General features: G+C 65.5%; 13 protein-coding genes. 8 read left to right on the forward strand and 5 right to left on the reverse strand.

Features of this window, described 5'->3' with window-relative positions; translation table 11 throughout:
- On the reverse strand, positions 1-1404 hold a 1404-nt coding region (gene dnaK, locus ACTIMF_RS16645; protein ID WP_442351399.1), incomplete at its 3' end, for a molecular chaperone DnaK.
- A gap of 362 nt (positions 1405-1766) precedes the next feature.
- Between dnaK and ACTIMF_RS16650 the strand changes: the two genes are divergently transcribed.
- From ACTIMF_RS16650 to ACTIMF_RS16675, 6 genes are all read left to right on the forward strand, one after another.
- The gene (locus ACTIMF_RS16650; RefSeq protein WP_442351400.1) at positions 1767-2243 is read left to right on the forward strand and encodes a DUF2867 domain-containing protein; all 477 of its coding nucleotides are present in this window, start codon (positions 1767-1769) and stop codon (positions 2241-2243) included.
- 83 nt (positions 2244-2326) lie between these two features.
- Complete coding sequence (locus ACTIMF_RS16655; protein WP_442351401.1) at positions 2327-3121, forward strand: crotonase/enoyl-CoA hydratase family protein; 795 nt, start codon at positions 2327-2329, stop codon at positions 3119-3121.
- A gap of 3 nt (positions 3122-3124) precedes the next feature.
- Positions 3125-4288 (forward strand): MacS family sensor histidine kinase, encoded by a 1164-nt coding sequence (gene macS, locus ACTIMF_RS16660; RefSeq protein ID WP_442351402.1) that lies wholly within the window; start codon positions 3125-3127, stop codon positions 4286-4288.
- A 14-nt stretch (positions 4289-4302) separates the two neighbouring features.
- The gene (locus ACTIMF_RS16665) at positions 4303-4929 is read left to right on the forward strand and encodes a response regulator (protein WP_442351420.1); all 627 of its coding nucleotides are present in this window, start codon (positions 4303-4305) and stop codon (positions 4927-4929) included.
- A 110-nt stretch (positions 4930-5039) separates the two neighbouring features.
- Positions 5040-6788 (forward strand): DUF2339 domain-containing protein, encoded by a 1749-nt coding sequence (locus ACTIMF_RS16670; RefSeq protein ID WP_442351403.1) that lies wholly within the window; start codon positions 5040-5042, stop codon positions 6786-6788.
- A gap of 96 nt (positions 6789-6884) precedes the next feature.
- Positions 6885-9056: an acyltransferase family protein gene (locus ACTIMF_RS16675; RefSeq protein ID WP_442351404.1), complete on the forward strand. Its 2172-nt coding sequence runs from the start codon at positions 6885-6887 to the stop codon at positions 9054-9056.
- 17 nt (positions 9057-9073) lie between these two features.
- Here the strand turns inward: ACTIMF_RS16675 and ACTIMF_RS16680 are convergent, their stop codons facing one another.
- Positions 9074-9652, reverse strand: coding sequence for a hypothetical protein (locus tag ACTIMF_RS16680; protein ID WP_442351405.1), 579 nt, complete (start codon positions 9650-9652; stop codon positions 9074-9076).
- A gap of 76 nt (positions 9653-9728) precedes the next feature.
- Positions 9729-10343, reverse strand: a complete 615-nt coding sequence (locus tag ACTIMF_RS16685; RefSeq protein ID WP_442351406.1) for a SanA/YdcF family protein — start codon at positions 10341-10343, stop codon at positions 9729-9731.
- 136 nt (positions 10344-10479) lie between these two features.
- On the opposite strand from ACTIMF_RS16685, the gene ACTIMF_RS16690 reads away from it, so the two are divergent.
- Positions 10480-11883 carry a WS/DGAT/MGAT family O-acyltransferase gene (locus ACTIMF_RS16690; protein ID WP_442351407.1) on the forward strand — a complete coding sequence of 468 codons (1404 nt, stop codon included), beginning with the start codon at positions 10480-10482 and terminating at the stop codon, positions 11881-11883.
- Between the two features lie 310 nt (positions 11884-12193).
- Positions 12194-15520 carry a (Fe-S)-binding protein gene (locus ACTIMF_RS16695; RefSeq protein ID WP_442351408.1) on the forward strand — a complete coding sequence of 1109 codons (3327 nt, stop codon included), beginning with the start codon at positions 12194-12196 and terminating at the stop codon, positions 15518-15520.
- Between the two features lie 82 nt (positions 15521-15602).
- Here ACTIMF_RS16695 and ACTIMF_RS16700 read toward each other — a convergent pair whose 3' ends face one another.
- The gene (locus ACTIMF_RS16700) at positions 15603-16418 is read right to left on the reverse strand and encodes an endonuclease domain-containing protein (RefSeq protein ID WP_442351409.1); all 816 of its coding nucleotides are present in this window, start codon (positions 16416-16418) and stop codon (positions 15603-15605) included.
- Between the two features lie 204 nt (positions 16419-16622).
- Complete coding sequence (locus tag ACTIMF_RS16705) at positions 16623-17492, reverse strand: exodeoxyribonuclease III (protein ID WP_442351410.1); 870 nt, start codon at positions 17490-17492, stop codon at positions 16623-16625.
- Between the last annotated feature and the right edge of the window lie 11 nt (positions 17493-17503).

A 17503-nucleotide genomic window follows, 5' to 3' on the forward strand; every position in this document is an offset into this window, starting at 1 on the left:
GGGGCCCTTGTCCTTCGCGGTGACGTGAACGATGCCGTTCGCGTCGATGTCGAAGGAGACCTCGATCTGCGGGACGCCCTGCGGTGCAGGCGCGATTCCACCCAGTTCGAACGAGCCGAGGAGCTTGTTGTGCGAAGCGATCTCGCGCTCACCCTGGAAGACCTGGATCTGCACGGACGGCTGGTTGTCCTCCGCCGTCGTGTAGGTCTCCGAGCGCTTGGTCGGAATGGTGGTGTTGCGCTCGATCAACTTGTGCATGACGCCACCCTTGGTCTCAATGCCGAGGGACAACGGAGTCACGTCGAGGAGCAGAACGTCCTTGACCTCACCGCGCAAGACGCCTGCCTGCAGGGCCGCGCCGACAGCGACGACCTCATCGGGGTTGACACCCTTGTTCGGGTCCTGCCCACCGGTCAGCTCCTTGACCAACTCGGTGACGGCAGGCATACGCGTCGAGCCGCCGACGAGCACCACGTGGTCGATGTCGCCGACCGAGATGCCTGCGTCCTTGATGACGGCCTGGAACGGGCTGCGGGTGCGCTCGAGCAGGTCGCTGGTGATCTTCTGGAATTCGCTGCGCGAGAGCTGCTCATCGAGGAACAGCGGGTTCTTGTCGGCGTCCACCGTGATGTACGGCAGGTTGATCGACGTGCTCTGCGACGACGACAGTTCGATCTTGGCCTTCTCGGCAGCCTCACGGAGACGCTGGTTGGCCATCTTGTCCTTGGTCAGGTCGATGCCGTTGACCGACTTGAACTTGTCGACGAGCCATTCGACGATGCGCTCGTCCCAGTCGTCGCCACCGAGGTCGTTGTCACCGGAGGTCGCACGGACCTCGACGACGCCGTCGCCGATCTCGAGCAGCGAGACGTCGAACGTGCCGCCACCGAGGTCGAAGACCAGAATGGTCTGCTCCTTCTCGCCCTTGTCGAGGCCGTAGGCCAGCGCGGCCGCGGTCGGCTCGTTGACGATGCGCAGGACGTTGAGGCCCGCGATCTGACCTGATTCCTTGGTCGCCTGACGCTGTGCGTCGTTGAAATAGGCGGGAACCGTGATGACGGCGTCGGAGACGTCCTCACCCAGGTAGGCCTCGGCGTCGCGCTTGAGCTTCATGAGCGTCCGGGCGCTGATCTCCTGCGGGGTGTACTTCTTGTCGTCGACCTCGACCGTCCAGTCGCCATCGCCCATGTGGCGCTTGACCGAACGGATGGTGCGGTCGACGTTGGTGACCGCCTGGTTCTTGGCGGGCTGTCCGACGAGGACTTCGCCGTTGCGGGCGAACGCGACGACGGACGGGGTGGTGCGGGAGCCTTCGGCGTTCGCGATGACGGTTGGCTCGCCGCCTTCCAGAACGGACACCACGGAGTTGGTGGTGCCGAGGTCGATTCCGACAGCACGGGACATATGTGTTCCTCCTTGTAGGCGGCTTATATGAAAGCCGGTTGGTTCATGGGCCTGGCGGCCTGGTGGTCTTGTCAAACTCTTGCGAGCCGAAACCTCAGTGCCTTCGGCTCAGGTTTACCGGTCTCATCTCGTCCCGTCAACCTTCTTGAGTCTCTATCACTCAGGTTTCTTGCTCCATTCAACTACCCGACCATGTGGTTGATTCCCCATAGTTGACCGATATCCGCTCAAGTATCGTGTGAGATGCGCCACTCGACCCAGGACTGTCGTTGTGGGCACCCGGAGGCTGAATTCGTGGACCGACGGTCCGCACCGCCCCCGCAGGACTGAGCTGCGTACCACCGCAGATAGGAGATTCTGAGATGACCGACAAGCATCGGGCCCACCCTGTTCCGCCCCCGGCCGAGCCCTCAGAGCCGAACTACTCCGACTCATTCGCAATCGCGATGCCGCTGACCGAACCGCGCCGGGCGGAGGCCTGGATACGCGAGATATTCGAAGGCGCGCCCCGCCCTCTCCGATGGTTTCTACTCGCGGGATGGTTCATCGCGCTCGGTTTCCGGCCCGGGCCCGCGGGCTCCTCACAACACGTCCTCGGGTGGCCGATCAGCGAGTCCACACCCGAGGTGGTCGTACTCGAGCAACACTCCGGATTGATCGGCGCCCACCTCACCCTGCACGTAGATCAGTCCCAGATCCTCTGGACGACCCGCGTGGACTTCGCGCACGTCGCAGCCCGTCCGATATGGGCGGTGGTCGGGATACTGCATCGCCGCATCGTTCCCTACCTTCTCGAGCGAGCGGTCGATCACGCCGTCGCCGACGGTCCGCGGAACTGACTTATCGGCCGAGCCCTGATTCGCCCCCGGTGATGTCACAGCCATCCGTCGCCGCCGCGATCGGCTGCGTATACCGTCAACGCATGAGCGACATCAGCTATGAGGTGCGCGACGAGGTGGCGCACGTTCGGCTCGACCGTCCGGAGAAACACAACGGGCTCACTCTCGACATGCTCGACGATCTCGCCGCCGCAGCCCGTCGGGTGTCAAAGGACCGGAGCGTGCGTGCTGTCGTCGTCGCCGGTGAAGGCGACTCGTTCTCGTCTGGACTCGACTTCGCGTCGGCGAGCAAGGAGCGCCGTCGGATCATGCGCAACCTGATTCCCAAGCGATCATCGGCGGCGAACACCTTCCAGAACGCCGCGTGGGCCTGGCGCAGCGTCCCCGTCCCGGTTATCGCAGTCCTCCGCGGTCACTGCTACGGCGGCGGCCTGCAGATCGCCCTCGGGGCCGACTTCCGTTACGCCGCACCCGATACCGACCTGTCGATCCTGGAAGCCAAGTGGGGGTTGATCCCCGACATGTCATTGTCAGCGAGCATCGCCCAACTCACCACGATCGACGTGGCCAAACGGTTGACCATGACCGGCGAGGTGTTCGGCGCACCCCAGGCCCTCGAATGGGGCCTGATCAGCGGAGTCTCCGACGACCCTTTCGGTGATGCCGACGCCCTGATCGCGCAGATCAAGCAGCGCTCGCCGGACGCCGTCGCCGCGTCGAAATCGTTGTTCGAGAACACGTGGTACACCGGCTCACGTCTGTCGTTTCCCGTGGAACAATCGTTGCAGGTCCGACTCCTCGCCGGCCGCAACTCCGCGATTGCCCGCACGGCCGGCCTCGCGCGAGAACAGCCGCAGTTCGTCGAGCGACAGCTGTAAGCGATGCCCGCAGCCTGGCGCGACATCCACGACCGCGACCCTGCGGGCCCGCTCTGGCGCGCGGCACAGATCTTTCGGCTCCTGTCGTTCGTGTACGCCCTCGGATTCCAGATCGCGATCAACGACGACCTCACTCATCCCCGCGTCACCTGGGTTCTGTTCGCCGTCCTGACGGCCGCCAACATCTGGTGGACGATCGGCTACCTCGTCGGCTTCGGTCGTCGCGCCTGGTTCGTCGCCGTCGAAGTCGTCGTGTCCGCGGGCATGATGCTGTCGACGTCGCTTGTCACCGACGCCGACTGGACCTCGCACAATCAGACGTGGCCCACCACGTTGTGGATGACGAACGCCGCATTGTCGGCCGCCATCATCGGCGGCGCACTGAGGGGCGCTGTCGCCGCACTCGCCGTCGCGGGTGCGAACTATTACGTCAAGGGCCAGATCGACGTGAACTTCGGGCGCAACGCGACGACGATCCTGCTGGTCTCGGCTGCGGCTGCCGTCGGCATGGCTGCCACCCGTGCCCGCACCGTCCACCAAGAGTTGGTCGAGGCGATCGGTCTGGCTGCGCGGTCGGCCGAACGCGAACGACTGTCCCGCGAGGTGCACGACGGTGTCCTACAAGTTCTCGCGCTCATCGCCAAACGAGGACGCGAGATCGGTGGGGAGACAGCCGAACTCGCGCAACTGTCCGCGGAGCAGGAACGTCGCCTCCGAGCTCTGATCGCCGACACTGCCGACCCGTCCCCCACGCTGGCCCCGACATCCCGAGACCTCGCCGCGGTACTCCGGTCGGCCGTGGGCCACCGCGCTCAGGTGAGCGCCCCCGCCGACTCGGTGACTGTCGACGCGCACATCGCAGACGAGCTCGTCGCCGTCGTCGACAACGTCCTTGACAACGTCGCCAACCATGCCGGACCCGACGCACAGGCGTACATCCTCCTCGAGGACCTCGACGACCAGGTCGTCGTCTCGGTCCGCGACGACGGCGTCGGCATCGAGAACGGTCGGCTCGCCGCCGCCGAGGCCGAAGGACGCATGGGGATCTCCGCGTCCATCATCGGTCGCATCGAGAGCCTGGGCGGCACCGCACGCCTGGAATCGGCGCCCGGCGCCGGGACAGAATGGGAACTGTCCACACCCCGCCGACAGAAGGGCGCGCCGTGAACGATCCGACGATCATGGTCGTCGACGACCACCCGATGTGGCGCGACGGCGTGGCCCGCGACCTCGCCGACAATGGGTTCAACGTCGTCGCCACCGCCGACAGCGTCGCATCGGCGACGGCCCGCGCAGGCGCCGTCCGCCCCGACGTGGTGCTCATGGACATGAACCTGCCGGACGGCTCCGGCGCACAGGCGACTGCGGGCGTCCTCACCGCCCACCCGAGTGCGCGGGTGCTGATCCTGTCTGCGTCCGACGAACGCGACGACGTGCTCGACGCGATCAAGGCCGGAGCAACTGGATACCTCGTGAAGAGCGCCCAGCAGTCCGAGCTGATCGCGGCCGTCCGAGCCACCGGCGACGGTCAGACCGTATTCACGCCGGGCCTGGCCGGGCTCGTCCTCGGCGAGTACCGGCGCATGTCGCAAACGCCGGAGACCGACGCGCCAGTCCTGACCGGCCGCGAGACCGAGGTCCTACGCTACGTCGCGAAAGGACTGTCCTCGCGCCAGATCGCGACCCGCCTCGCGATCAGTCCTCGCACCGTCGAGAACCACGTCGGCTCGTCGCTACGGAAGCTGCAGCTCGGAAATCGCGTAGAGCTCGCCCGCTACGCGATCGAGCACGGGCTGGACGCGGAATGACCTCGCGATATCGGCCGCGCAGACGGCACGGTCAGCCGTGGGGAAGTGACCATGCGTAGTAGGTAGTTCCACGCATGTTTTCTCATCTTCGCAGGTCGAGAGTGGAAAGCATGAACGAGACACCGCACAACCACCCGCCCGCGGGCTCCGGCCCGACGCCCGTCAACCGTTTCACTCCGCCGTCCCCACCGACCGGCTACACCCCTGCTCAGCCGTTCGTGCAGTACCAGACGCAGGGCTACCCACCCTTCCCCTCTCAGCCGCTCCGCCGGCCGTCGCCGACCATCGGACAACGCATCTCGAAGGCCGCGGAGAGCGGCCTCATCGGAAAGATCCTCGCCGGAGTCGGTGTCGCGATCACGCTCGCGGGCATCGTCATGCTCCTCGTCCTCGCCGCGCAGGCCGGACTCCTTCGGCCCGAGGTCCGGGTCGTGGGAGGCGGTGTCCTCGCCGCCGCCCTCGCCGGACTCGGAGTCTGGACAGGCCGCACCGCGGAACGTCGCCCCGGAGCCGTCGCTCTCGTTGCCACCGGCATCGCAGGTCTCCTGTTCGACGTACTCGCAATGAGCACCGTCTACAGGTGGCTACCCGACATCGCGGCCCTCATCATCGCGGGCCTCATCGCAGGTATCGGTCTCGGTATCGCACACCGCTGGAACAGTCAGACCCTGACGTTGATGGTCTCGATCCCGATGCTCGTCCTCGCCCCTGTCGTCACGCGCGGCGTCGACGAAATGCTCATCGGCTTCCTACTCGTCTACGCCGCCACCACCCTGTGGATCCAGGTCGGACGCAACTGGCTCACCGTCTTCATCGTCAATACGGCTGCGGTGATGTTCCCGTCGCTGATCTTCACGCAGACCTCGGACCAACTGTGGCTCACCAACGGCTTCGCGCTCGCCGGTATCGCGATCGCGATCGGCTCGTCACTCCTGCTCGTCCGTAGTGCAACTCACCCCGAGGTCGTCGCCCTGGCCTCCGGATTCGCCGCCGCCCCAATGCTGTTCGCTGCGGGATCGCTCGGAGCCGCCGCTCCCGCCGTCCTCGCCGCAGGCTCCGCGATGTACCTGGTCGTGGCATTCTCGACGACCCGGTTCGTCCCCCGCGCTGCTCGCATCATGTGGCTGGGTGCGGCGATCGTGCACCTGCTGGTCGCCGCTGGGTACGTCCTCGACACCGACTACCGCCCGTCCGCACTCATGGTCACCGGACTCCTGCTCGCCGTCGCTGCTCCGTTCGCAGGCGACCTCGCTCACGGCGTCCGCGTCGCAGGCACCGTGTTCAGCGGGATCGGCGTCCTCGCGCTCACCGGTGACGGCGCGCTGCACCAGCTGTTGTCCACCCAGCTCCAGTCTGATGACGGCACTCACGCTTCGCTGCTCGTCGGCGGACTCATGGGTCTGGCGGCCACCGCTCTCATCGCGTGGTCGTGGGCCGACGTCTATCCGGAGTCCGCCCCACAGCTCACGGTCGCAGGCAGCGCTGTGGGACTGTGGCTGATCACCACCGCCACGCTGGCTTCCGCCCACCTGATCACTCCAGATGCCGACGCCGCATTCCGTGCAGGTCACGCCGCCGCAACGATCACATGGGGCGTTGCCGCCGCCGCTGCCCTCCTCTGGGCGCGACGCCTCACCGGCACCGACCGAGTGGTCGCTCTCACCGCGGGGCTGGCAGTGATGGCTGCCGCGATCGCCAAACTCTTCGTCTTCGATCTCGCTGCACTCGACGGGATCTTCCGGGTGATCGCATTCATCGTCGTCGGACTCATCCTGTTGGGCCTCGGCGTCTCGTACGCCGCGAAGCTGGGCGAATCGGATACGTCAGACACCGGACCGCATGCCCGACCGGCAGCGTGATCGCCGATCGACATGACGACGCGGGTCCGCGCCTGGAAAAGGGCGGACCCGCGTCGAAATGGAAAAAGGCACGCCCGTCCACGTACCATCCCCGCTGTGACGAAAGCCGGAGCGATCAACGGGCCTCAGTCGCACTCGACACCGAACGAGGACGCGGCCGCTGGCACCAATTCGGGCTATCGTCTCGACCTCGACGGGCTGCGCGGAATCGCAATCTTCCTCGTTGCGATCTTCCATGTGTGGTTCGGGCGCGTGTCCGGCGGCGTCGACGTATTCCTCACGCTCTCCGGCTACTTCTTCGTCGCGTCCTTGCTCAAACACGTCATCCGGACCAATCCCGCTGACCAGAGTTGGTCGGTAGCGATCAACCCCTGGCCGCGACTGTCCCGGATGCTCCGCCGACTGATCCCGGCCCTGTTCCTTCTGCTCGCCGTGGTTGCGGCGTTGACCTGGTGGTTGATGCCGTCGACACGGTGGGCTCCGCTCGGCAAGGAGCTCATCGCCTCCGCCTTCTACTACCAGAACTATCACCTGGCGTTCGCATCGCAGGACTACGGAGCGGCCGACTCCGCAGTCAGCCCGATGCAACACCTGTGGTCGATGGCCATGCAGGGCCAGTTCTTCTTCATCACGATCGTCAGTGCCCTCGCCCTCGGCGGTCTCCTGAAGCTCGGCGCACGATTCTGGCCCGCATTGGGTCGCCCACGTGTCATTACCGGCGTCGTCGGCGGCAGTCTGGCGTTCGTCGCGTTGGTGTCGTTCGCATGGGCGAACTACCGCCACGGGATCAACCAGCCGTTCAACTACTACGACACGATCGCGCGTGTATGGGAGCCGATCACCGGCGGGCTCCTCGCCATCTGGATGCCCCGTCTCCGGTTGGCGGACTGGCTGCGGACGGCACTCACGGCAGCGGCCGTACTCCTCATCGCATCGTCTGGCTTCTGGATCGCGGGCGTCGAGCAGTACCCGGCGCTGTTAGCGCTCGTCCCGGCAGGCTCGACTCTTCTGCTGATCTGGCTCGGTTCCTCGGCCACCGCACCGCGCGAAGTACCCGGCAACGATCTGTCGGGTGGTGGCCGTGTCCTCGCCCACCCGTGGATCGTGTGGCTCGGCTCCATCGCCTACGCGCTCTACCTGTGGCATTGGCCATTCCTCATCTTCTACATGACGTGGCGTTTCAAGGACGACGTGTCGTTCGTGGAAGGCACCGTCATTCTCGTCGTCTCCGTGATCGTCGCGTGGTTCACGACCAAGTTCGTCGAAGCGCCACTGCGCGCCGGACGCGGCGCAGGGTTCACCACTCGGTACCGCCGGATCCTCGCGGTCGGCCTCGTCATCGCAACGCTGTTCTCCGTGGGCAGCGCGGGGTACTGGCAGTACCGCGCCGCACATCGGTACGTCGACACCACGAATCTCGACCCGCGCGACTACCCCGGCGCGCGCGCCTTCCTCAGCGACTTCCCCACACCTGCTGTCGAAGCGGTGCCGTCTCCCGAAGCCGCCGAAAGCGACTGGCCGCTCAACCACCGACCGCACTTCTCCAACTTCGGGGACCCGTCCATCCGGGTCGGCGTGTACGGAGACCCGACCGCGACCCGAACGATGGCCGTCGTCGGCGGATCGCATTCCGAACACTGGATGACCGCACTCGATGTCATCGGCAAGAAGCGCGGATTCCGAGTCACGACGTACATGAAGGCCGGGTGCGCGCTGAGCACCGAGGCCGCAGTCGAGTACGCAGGCGAACTACTCACCGAGTGCAACGACTGGTCCGAGCGGGTCGCCGACAAGCTCGACGAAGACAAACCCGACGTCGTCTTCACGACCGCGTCACGACCGGCCGACGACGGTCCAGGGGACGTGACCCCCAAGGGCTACCTCGACTACTTCGCACTGTTCCGCGATCGCGGACAGAACGTGATCGCCGTGCGAGACACCCCGTGGACGCGTGGGCCGATGATTCCGCGCGACTGCATCGCCGCGGGCAAGAGCCCTGACGTCTGTGGAGTCCCGCGGGCGCGCACCCTGGCGGAGGTGAGCCCGATCGACGCGATCGCAGACGACTTCCCGAATATGACGTTCCTCGACTACAGCAACGCATTCTGCCGAGGCGGCTACTGTCCGGCGGTGGTCGGCAACATCCTGGTCTGGCACGACTCCCACCACCTGACGACCGCGTTCGTCCGCAGCCTGATTCCGTACCTGGACTCCGACATCGGCATGGCGACGGGTTGGTGGCCGCCGCAGCCGCCGATGTTCGAGTAGGACGACTCCGCAGACTCTTAGCGCCAGTGCTGCAGGCGGCACCGCACGGAGGCGGTTCTCGGGGACGTACGGTCGGCAGCGACCAGCACCACGTCGTAGCGGCCCGCCGCGCGGCAGTCGAGGAGCCCGCGGACTGGAGACGCCGACCGCAGCACGCACGGCGCGATCGTGTCGCTCGACGCCTGACCGATTCCCGATACGCCTGCGCCCGAGGGCGATCCGCGTGTCAATACGATCGACGCGGCACCGCTGCCGGGCTCGCAGGCGGTGATCAACACCGCGCCGCTGATCCCGTGGTGTTCCCTGTCCCCGTCACCCAGGAGCGATGCGCCGACCGCCAACGCCGCGACGAAGCCGCCTGCGCGCGGGTCGACGTCGAACGTGCGCAGGCAACCGGCGGCTCCGACGACGTCGCGGACCGTCCCCGACACCGACTCACCGTCGCTGTGTCCCACATGGAGGACGGCGGTGACCGCGGCGACCGGGACGCGGGCGTCGTGCAGAGCGGCGAGGGCCGCGTGCGCCGGAATCACCGCTGCCTCGGCGGCCACCGCGAGTCCCGCCACGTCCAACCCGGGCCGTCCGGTCCTCACCATGTGCTCACGCTATTCCGAATACTAAGGGGCGCAATCCGATTGAATGACCTACTTGTCGTCCCGTCCTCGCTCGTCGCTATTTCCGTGTGCGGAGGGAATCCCAGACGGCACGCGGTCGCGACGCGAGCGATTCACGCAAGTGATTACGGATCATGCTGGGCGTCGAACAATGCCCGCACGGTGCGATCACACCGGTCGCGTCGACCCCGTACGCGTCGCACAGGAGCACGGCCCGCCCGGCGTGGAAGTTCTGCGTGACGATCAGCGCTGACCGAATCCCGAACACGTCTGCGGCACGTCGACATGTGGCCGCGGTGTTGAGCCCGAAGCCGTCGTCGACGATCACGTTCGACGGCACGCCACCCGCCTCCAGGTAGGCGCGCATCACGCGGATCTCGTTCCCTGCATCGTCTGCGTCGTTGCCCGACACGAGGATCCTGTCGACGCGGCGCGACAAATACAGGTCGACGACCACGTCGAGCCTCGCTCGGAGGTAGTCACCGGGCTGCCCGTCGTCAGCTTTCGCACCGAGAACGATCACGGTGCGAGACGCCTGCTCGGGGATCTCTCCGGGTTCGACGACCCGACCGCGCGATGCGACGGCTACCCATGACGACGTGACTGCGACCAGGACTTCGACAGCGAGAACTGCCAATAGGAGAAGCTGCACGAGGCGCCGTCGAGTGAGCACTCGTTCACGGTAGTGCGCGCCGTTCACGCTGCAGAATCCAACGAGATAGGGCGATGAAACCCGCCATTGTGCGTCATGTCACAATTGGGCCACTCATGCGCCCAGGAGCGCACGTCACGGGGAGGGGTTAGTTGCCATGCAGTACATGCCGGTCACAGATTCGATGTTCCTGATCGCTGAGACCCGTGAGCAGCCCATGCACGTAGGCGGACTCCAGTTGTTCGTCCCGCGCAACGATCAGACCTCCGACGAACTCGCCGAGGAGATGGCCGCGAAGCTGCGGATACCGACAGGCCATGTCGCGAAGATGTTCTTGAAGCGACCGGCAACTCCCGCACAGGTCGCCGGATACACGGCGTGGTCGTACGACGATGATATCGACTTCGACTATCACCTCCGACGCGCGATCCTCCCTCGCCCCGGTGCGGTCCGCGACCTACTGCAATACGTGTCGCTCAACCACGGGAACCTCCTCGACCGTCGCCGACCGATGTGGGAGGCGCACATCATCGAGGGCCTCGCCGACGGTCGCATAGCCGTGTACACGAAGTTCCACCACTCCGTGGTCGACGGCGTGACCGCTCTCCGACTGCTCCAGCGAAGCCTGTCGACCGACCCAGACGACAGGTCGGTGACCGCAGTCTGGGATGCACGGTCGCAACGGCGTTCTAAGCCCAAAGCGAATGGCGAGACCAAGACGAAAGGCCTCCTCTCGTCGATCACCGGAGTCGCCTCACACGTCGTCGACATCGCTGAACAAGTCGTCGGTCTAGGGCCCGCTGCCGCCAGGATCGCCCTCGCCGGCGTGACGGACAAGGACTACGTGCCGCCAATGCAGCAGGCTCCGAACACGATCTTGAACGTCCCGATCGGATCCGCACGACGTTTCGCGGCACAGGACTGGCCGGTCGAACGTCTCCGCGCGGTCGGCAAAGCGCAAGGCATGACGTTGAACGATGTGATGGTTGCGATGTGCTCGGGCGCCTTGCGCACCTATCTGAGCGATCAAGACGCACTGCCCGACGAGTCACTCGTCGCAGTGCTGCCGGTCTCGTTGCACAGCGACAACGATTCCGATGGCAACGCGATCACCGCGATCTCGGTCCGTTTGGCCACTGACGTTGCCGACCCCGGAGCCCGCGTCGCTGCGATCAAGGCGTCGACGAACGCAGCGAAGGCGGCCGTCCGCGGCCTCCGACCACTGCAGGCTCTCGCGCTGGGCGCAGCGATCATCTGGCCGTTGGCGTTCACCACGATCCCTGGCTTCGTGCAGTACACGCCGACCGGATTCAATCTGATGATCTCGAGCATTCCCGGCCCCGACGAGCCACTGTACTGGAACGGCGCGCGCATGGACGGCTGCTATCCGGTGTCGATCCCACTGGAAGGACTGGCCATCAACATCACGATCGCCACCATCTCCGGTAAGGCGAACTTCGGCATCACCGGCGCCCGCGCCGAGCTCCCCAGCCTGCAGCGCATGCTCGACCATCTGGAGACCACCCTCTCCGAGCTCGAAGCGCTGCCTCCGAAGGCCTAACCGGTTGAGCGAAGTCGAGACCCCGCTCGCTGGTCGGCCCTCCGCCGGTCGAGCGAAGTCGAGGCGCCATCGCACCTTGTCCGACGTCACACCGGCATCGGCTGGAGCAGACTTGGCCCAATACTTACTGACGAGTAACATCACCACCGCAGACCTGGAACCCGTTGCAACCAGCGAAGTTAGGTAATCCTTGGGAGCGCTCGGCGGGTGCGAAGCCTTACGGTAACCAGGAGAAAAACGTCGACTTCGACATGAGCATCGGCCGCTCACGTCGAGTCCTGGTACGACCTGAAGAAAGGCCGGTACTTTCATGACGACGACCACGATCGTGATCGGATCGATCGCCGCGTTGATCAGCCTGGTGTGTTGGGCACTGTTCTTGCGGGGCGTATTCACCATGATTCGCTCCATTGCGCAAGGTCAGAAGGTCGATGCGCAGCGCTTCGCCTATCCAGGTAAGCGCCTGGCGACGATGCTGAAAGAGTTCGTCGCGCACACTCGAATGGTCAAGTTCCGCACCGTCGGGTGGGCTCACTGGCTGGTGATGTTCGGCTTCCTGATCGGTGCGATCTTCTGGTTCGAGGCATACGGGCAGATCTTCGACCCCGAGTTCCACTGGCCGGTCATCGGCGCATGGGACATCTACATCTTCGCCGATGAGGTCCTCGGGCTCGGCACAGTGATCGGCATCTCCGTGATGATGATCATTCGTCAGCTCAACCACCCGCGTCGCCCCGGAAGGCTCTCGCGCTTCTCCGGTTCGCGCTTCGGCGCCGCATACTTCGTCGAGTTGGTCGTCCTCATCGAGGGACTCGGCATGGTGTTCGTCAAGACCTTCAAGATCTCGTCGGGCATCGAAGACCCGCCGATCTGGACGTCGTTCTTCACCCACTACTTTGCACAGCTCTTCGAGGGCAGTTCCGTGTACTGGGTGACCGCTGCTGCGGTCATCAAGCTGATGTCGGGCATGATCTGGCTCGCCGTGGTCGGCCTCAACATCGACTGGGGTGTCGCATGGCACCGCTTCGCGGCGTTCCCGAACATCTTCTTCAAGCGTGAGTCCGACGGGGGAGTCGCCCTCGGCGCGGCGAAGCCGATGATGAGCCAGGGCAAGGTCCTCGACATGGAGGAGGCCGACCCCGACGTCGACGCGTTCGGCGCAGGCAAGATCGAGGACTTCTCGTGGAAGGGCTGGCTCGACTTCACCACGTGCACCGAGTGCGGTCGCTGCCAGTCGCAGTGCCCTGCGTGGAACACCGGTAAGCCGCTGTCGCCGAAGCTGATGATCATGGCGCTGCGCGACCACGGCCAGGCCAAGGCGCCGTATCTGTTCGCGGGCGGCGCCAAGAACATGGAAGGCGACGAGGCCGGCATCGTCGACAAGGACGGAAACGTCGACGAAGACAAGCTCGCCAAGGTCCCTGAGTCCGCGCGTGCGGAAGCTGATCGCAAGCTGGTCGGCGATTCGCTCGGCGGAGATCCACTGGGAGCCGTCATCGACGCTGAGGCACTGTGGTCGTGCACCACATGCGGCGCCTGCGTCGAGCAGTGCCCGGTGGACATCGAGCACGTCGACCACTTCATCGACATGCGGCGCTACCAGGTCCTGATCGAGTCGGACTTCCCGACCGAGCTCGCGGGCATGTTCAAGAACCTCGAGAACAAGGGCAACCCGTGGGGTCAGAACTCCTCGCAGCGCACCGCGTGGATCGATGAGATGGACATCGACATCCCGGTCTATGGCCAGGACGTCGAGTCGTTCGAGGGCTACGAGTACCTCTTCTGGGTCGGCTGCGCCGGCGCGTACGAGGACCGCGCGAAGAAGACGACGAAGGCGGTCGCCGAACTCCTCGACATCGCAGCCGTCGACTTCCTCGTCCTCGGTCAGGGCGAGACCTGCACAGGCGACTCCGCTCGCCGCGCAGGTAACGAATTTCTGTTCCAGATGCTCGCGCAGCAGAACATCGAGACGTTCGACGAACTGTTCGCAACCGCGCCGACACAGCGCAAGAAGATCATCGTCACCTGTGCCCACTGCTTCAACGCACTCGGCAACGAGTACCCGCAGGTCGGCGGCGAGTACGAGGTGGTGCACCACACTCAGCTGCTCAACCGGCTGGTGCGCGAGAAGCGTCTGGTGCCGGTCGCCCCGGTCGGCGGCCAGTCGATCACCTACCACGACCCCTGTTACCTGGGCCGTCATAACAAGGTCTACGACGCTCCGCGTGAACTCATGGACGCGGCCGGCGGCGAACTGACCGAGATGCCTCGCCACGGGGAACGCTCCATGTGCTGTGGCGCCGGCGGCGCTCGCATGTGGATGGAAGAGCAGATCGGTAAGCGCATCAACGTCGACCGCGTCGATGAAGCGCTCGACACACTCACACTGACACCTGCTCCGTCCAAAGAGGGCGAGACGAAGAAGATCGCGACCGGCTGCCCGTTCTGCCGTGTCATGCTCACCGACGGCGTGACTGCCCGCACCAGCGGCACCGAAGAAGAGGGCAAGGTCGAGGTCATCGACGTCGCGCAGATGATTCTCGAAGGTGTGCAGCGTGGCCGCGAGAAGGTCGAGCGCGGTGGCAAGTTCTTGCACCCGATCCAGTCCGAGCTGGCTCCGACTCCCGAGCCTGAGCCCGAACCCGCGAAGGCCGCTCCGAAGGCCACTCCCGCGGCGGAGGCCAAGACCGCCGAGGCTCCAACCACTGAGGCAAAGCCTGCTGTGGGTCTGGCGCCCAAGGGTGGCGGCCTCAAGAAGCCCGGCGGATTGAAGAAGCCGGGCGGCGCACCCAAGCCGGGCGGCGCGGCCGCTCCCGCAGGCGATGCACCGGCAGCCGAGACAACCGAGGCCGCACCGGCCAAGGGCCTGGCCATGGGCGGAGGCCTGAAAAAGCCGGGCGGGATCAAGAAGCCAGGCGGAGCGCCGAAGCCCGGCGGCGGAGCACCGAAACCAGGTGGAGCTAGCGCACCTGTTGGAGAATCGTCCGCCGAATCGTCGGCGACGACGGAGGCCCCAGCTGCCACCGAGAGCACCGAGGGCAAGGCCAAGGGCTTCGGCATGGCAGGCGGACTGAAGAAACCAGGCGCCAAGAAGCCAGGAGCCCCCAAGCCGGCCGCAACGGCTGCACCAGCAGAAGCCGAGGCTCCCGCAGAACCGGAGGCTCCCGCCGCCGTGGCCCCGGCCGACGCCGGAACCGCACAGGCCGGCGCCACTGAGGGCACCGAAGGCAAAGCCAAAGGCTTCGGCATGGCAGGCGGACTGAAGAAACCAGGCGCCAAGAAACCCGGCGCACCGAAACCGGCCGCCACAGCTGCACCGGCAGAGACCGAAGAGGCCGCAGAACCGGAAGCTTCCGCCGAGCCGGAATCTCCCGAGGCGGAGGCTCCGGCAGCGTCTGAGGCTCCCGCAACGTCCGAGGCTCCCGCAGAGGAGAGCGCTCCGGAGGATGAAGCTCAGCCTGCCGCCGAGCCGGAATCTCCCGAGGCCGAGGCACCTGCAGAGACCGAGGCCGAGGCCTCTGAGGCTCCGACTCCGTCGGCACCCGCGGCGGACGCCCGGACTATCGCCGAGACCGGTGCTTCCAAGGCCAAAGGTTTCGGTCTCGCAGCCGGGAAGAAGCGCCCCGGCGCCAAGTAGCCCGTATCGAGTCGAACGTTGGGACTCGACCCTGTCCTAGGGATCCACCTCCCTGGGAACACGGTCGAGTCCCAACGTCGTTCTATTGGATGGTCTGTCGCGTTTCGATCGCGTTCGCTAGTTCCCGCATCACAGACTCCTCCTCGAACTTCAGCCGTTTCCAGGGAAAGCTGAGCGGGTACCACCCCATCCCCACGAGCATGTTCGTCGTACGCAGATCGGTGTCCCACCTGTCGTACTCGTGGTGAAAGGCCCAACCATTGATCGCGACGACGATCCCCAGCTCGGGCCACACGAAGTCAATGCGATGCCCACCGACCCACACCTGTTGTTTCCAACCAGTAATCCCGTACCTCTTCAGAAGTCGAACGAATAGCCGCTCCGCCTCCGATTCGGAATCGTCTTCTGCTGCGGTGAGGACGATGCGCGCCGCTCCCATTCCGTGAGCGCCTGCATTGCGGTTGAGGCTGGCACGCAGCTCCGCCACAGTGACTTGCCTGGTCTGGAGCGCCCGATCCATCAAAGACACAGCCGCATCGATATCCAGCTCGGCGGCGGCCTGCAAGATCGTCAACGGCAAGGCGGTCACCGCTGTCCCAGCCACGACCGTGACGTCTTCGGAGGGAAATGTTCGCCGCTTGGAGCCCGTCGTCACCGCACAGTCGGCGGTGCCGTGCACGGCCTGCGGGACCGACAGCGTGATCACGTCCGGAAGGTCTCGGATCAGACCGTGCAGCCACCCCGCCGCCGTCCTGTCGACCACGCCGCCATGCGTCGCCACCGCGATCCGCAGGCGCGCCGTCTCGGTCATCCGGTGCTCGGCCGATAGATAGACGCCGCGAGCATGTGGGATCCACAGCCGCACAAGTACTTTGTTCTTCACTTCGTCGATCGACATACCCAACTCGTGGGCCCGTTCCGCCGTGATGACGCCGTCATTTTCCGCAAGGTGCTCTGCGACGCGAATACAAACCGGAACGCCCCGCGGCTCCCTCTCCCCCATACTCAGTTAGACGCACGCCACGCGTAGACGGTTCCGATTCGCTCAATGTTTGTGCTCGACGGTGTCCCTAGGACACTGTCGAGCACAAACGTTTGCCGATCAGTCTCGGTAGCGCACGATCAGTGGGGCGTGGTCGGACAACCGCGCATCCGGTGACGCCTCTTTGTCCACCCAGACAGTTTCGGCACGTCGCGCAAGCCCCGGGGTCGCCAGGTGGTGGTCAATCCGCCAACCAACGTCTTTCACGAACGACTGCCCCGCCCAACTCCACCAGGTGAGCGGTCCCGGGTGGTCGCCGTATGAGTCCCTCACCACATCGACGAGACGACGCGGCGACAGCAGCGATGAGAACCACTCGCGCTCCTCCGGCAAGAACCCTTCCATCTTCCGGGCCGGACGCCAGTTAGTGACGTCGTGTTGAGTATGTGCGACGTTCAGGTCCCCTACCAGGAGGAATTCGCGGCCCGCCCGCGCTGCGGCCAGCCTGTTCCGGTCGAGTTCCCGGGCGAATCCAGCGAGGAACGCCATCTTTCGTTCGTACTTGGCTCCGCCGTCAGTTTCAGCGCGCATGCCGCCCGGGCGCTGCAAGTGACCGGGCAATCCACCTTTCGGGAGATACAGGCAGGCCACAGTCAGCGGTCGGTCTGCCAGGTCGACTTCGATGTACCGCCCGTGCGAGGCATAGGCGCCGAGGCCGCGTGCCTTCGGTGGCGTTACCGCCCACGATCGGACGGCGTCAGGTTTATACCGGGTCAGCAGTGCGACGCCGTTCCGGCCCGGGATCGACCCGACATCCGTCGCAGCCGAGTAGCCGGGAAACTCGCCGACCTCCGACGCCGGACACCGCAACTCTTGCAAGCCGACGACATCCGGGGCTCGGTCGGCGAGCCAACTGTCGAATCCACGACGACGGGACGCACGGATTCCGTTGACGTTGAACGAGGCGACGGTGAACGAGGTGGAAGTCACGCCCACCAGTG

Source organism: Gordonia sp. (in: high G+C Gram-positive bacteria) (assembly GCF_052106715.1).
Classification (GTDB): Bacteria; Actinomycetota; Actinomycetes; order Mycobacteriales; family Mycobacteriaceae; genus Gordonia.

Coding starts and splice junctions, on each gene's coding strand:
- ACTIMF_RS16650 (WP_442351400.1), top strand. CDS start 1,767: ATGACCGACAAGCATCGGGCCCACCCTGTTCCGCCCCCGGCCGAGCCC.
- ACTIMF_RS16655 (WP_442351401.1), top strand. CDS start 2,327: ATGAGCGACATCAGCTATGAGGTGCGCGACGAGGTGGCGCACGTTCGG.
- macS (WP_442351402.1), top strand. CDS start 3,125: ATGCCCGCAGCCTGGCGCGACATCCACGACCGCGACCCTGCGGGCCCG.
- ACTIMF_RS16665 (WP_442351420.1), top strand. CDS start 4,303: ATGGTCGTCGACGACCACCCGATGTGGCGCGACGGCGTGGCCCGCGAC.
- ACTIMF_RS16670 (WP_442351403.1), top strand. CDS start 5,040: ATGAACGAGACACCGCACAACCACCCGCCCGCGGGCTCCGGCCCGACG.
- ACTIMF_RS16680 (WP_442351405.1), bottom strand. CDS start 9,652: ATGGTGAGGACCGGACGGCCCGGGTTGGACGTGGCGGGACTCGCGGTG.
- ACTIMF_RS16690 (WP_442351407.1), top strand. CDS start 10,480: ATGCAGTACATGCCGGTCACAGATTCGATGTTCCTGATCGCTGAGACC.
- ACTIMF_RS16695 (WP_442351408.1), top strand. CDS start 12,194: ATGACGACGACCACGATCGTGATCGGATCGATCGCCGCGTTGATCAGC.
- ACTIMF_RS16700 (WP_442351409.1), bottom strand. CDS start 16,418: ATGTCGATCGACGAAGTGAAGAACAAAGTACTTGTGCGGCTGTGGATC.